Origin of the sequence: Acetobacter sicerae, from assembly GCF_011516765.1 — a bacterium.
Lineage (GTDB): Bacteria > Pseudomonadota > Alphaproteobacteria > Acetobacterales > Acetobacteraceae > Acetobacter > Acetobacter sicerae.
Map to the genome: position 1 here is coordinate 1 of NZ_JAAABN010000071.1, position 1239 is coordinate 1239.

The window sequence follows — 1239 nt, forward strand, 5'->3', positions numbered from 1 at the left end:
TCGTTCACATATACAAAAATCACAGACTAACACGCCCGTGTTTCCGGGGTTGCGGCCCCGGTTCCGTGGACGAGTTGTCCGATTTTTCTCCAACAATGGAGGTTGAGATGCAGGTAATTGGCCTGACGACAAATGACGCGCACAGCATTGAACACCGCGAACGGGCGGCGGCGCATCTTCTGGCCTTTCAGGAGACTGTTCGCCAGATGGGTGAATGTGACGACCTGAACAACGAGTTTTCCGATCAGATCGCTTCAATGATTCTGGAATTGGGGGATATGGCGAACGACATGCAGCGTTCAGCAAATCGTATTGCCGCTGATGATCGGGAGTTCATGCTTGAGGCGCATCTGGCGCAGGCGGATGCTGTGTTCGAGCAGGCGGGGTGGGTGTTGTGAGCCCGCTGGAGCAGATGAACGATCTGCACGCCTCGCATGTAAAACCTGTGTTTGACAAATGGGTTTCCGCGATCATGGAGGCTCGTGAGGTCGGAGAGGCGCACGCAGACAAAGAGGCAATCGAGGGCATTGTTGCGCTCGAAGGTATTGAGAAGGCGGCCAAGGAAGCACAGCGCATCCTCCGCGACGCAATGTCCGAATACATGACCGAGAACGGGCTGCTCGGTTTCAATAGCACGCACTATTCAGCGGGCCTTTCTACCGCACCCCAGACAGTGATGGTCTCGGACGAGAATGCAGTTCGAGCAGCACGTCCGGATCTGTTTGAGCCGCAGCCGGACAAGCTGAACAGAACAGAACTGACGAAGAAATTGAAGCACGGGGATGTAGTGCCGGGCGCAACGCTGTCGAACGGCGGCGCTCCACGACTGGTCATCCGTGCAAGAAAGGATCTGGCGAAATGAGCAATGCACTGACCGTAAGCGGCGGTTTTACAATCGATGGTATGCAGGGGGCGATGCAGCTTGCTAAGGCTATGTCCTCCGCCAAAATGGTTCCACAGCATCTGCAAGGGAGTCCGGGCGACTGCCTGATGGTGATCGAACAGGCGATGCGCTGGCAGATGTCTCCTTTTGCCGTAGCGCAGGCAACAGCCGTTGTTCGAGGCAAAATGTGCTTTGAAGGGAAGCTGGTTGCAGCCGCCGTTCAGGCCAGCGGGGTTCTTGAAGGCCGTCTTGATTACGATTTTTCGGGAGTTGGAGATTCCCGAAAGGTATTTGTCATGGGCCGCATCAAAGGCGAAGCGAAAGACAGAACGGTTGAAGTGCTTCTGAAGGATGCC

The 1239-nt window shown here is 55.5% G+C and carries 2 protein-coding genes and 1 pseudogene; all 3 read left to right on the forward strand.

The window, feature by feature from the left end; genetic code table 11:
• Window positions 1-107 precede the first annotated feature (107 nt).
• A complete protein-coding gene (locus GVI59_RS18620) occupies window positions 108-398 on the forward strand; it encodes a hypothetical protein (protein ID WP_173575527.1) in 291 nt (96 codons plus the stop codon).
• On the forward strand, window positions 386-862 hold the full coding sequence (locus tag GVI59_RS18625) for a siphovirus Gp157 family protein (protein WP_206752388.1): 477 nt from the start codon (window positions 386-388) through the stop codon (window positions 860-862). The genes GVI59_RS18620 and GVI59_RS18625 overlap by 13 nt, the downstream gene beginning before the upstream one ends.
• Window positions 859-1239: pseudogene (locus GVI59_RS18630) on the forward strand (recombinase RecT); the annotation flags it as partial. The gene GVI59_RS18625 and the pseudogene GVI59_RS18630, both read left to right, overlap by 4 nt.

Coding starts and splice junctions, on each gene's coding strand:
- GVI59_RS18620 (WP_173575527.1), top strand. CDS start 108: ATGCAGGTAATTGGCCTGACGACAAATGACGCGCACAGCATTGAACAC.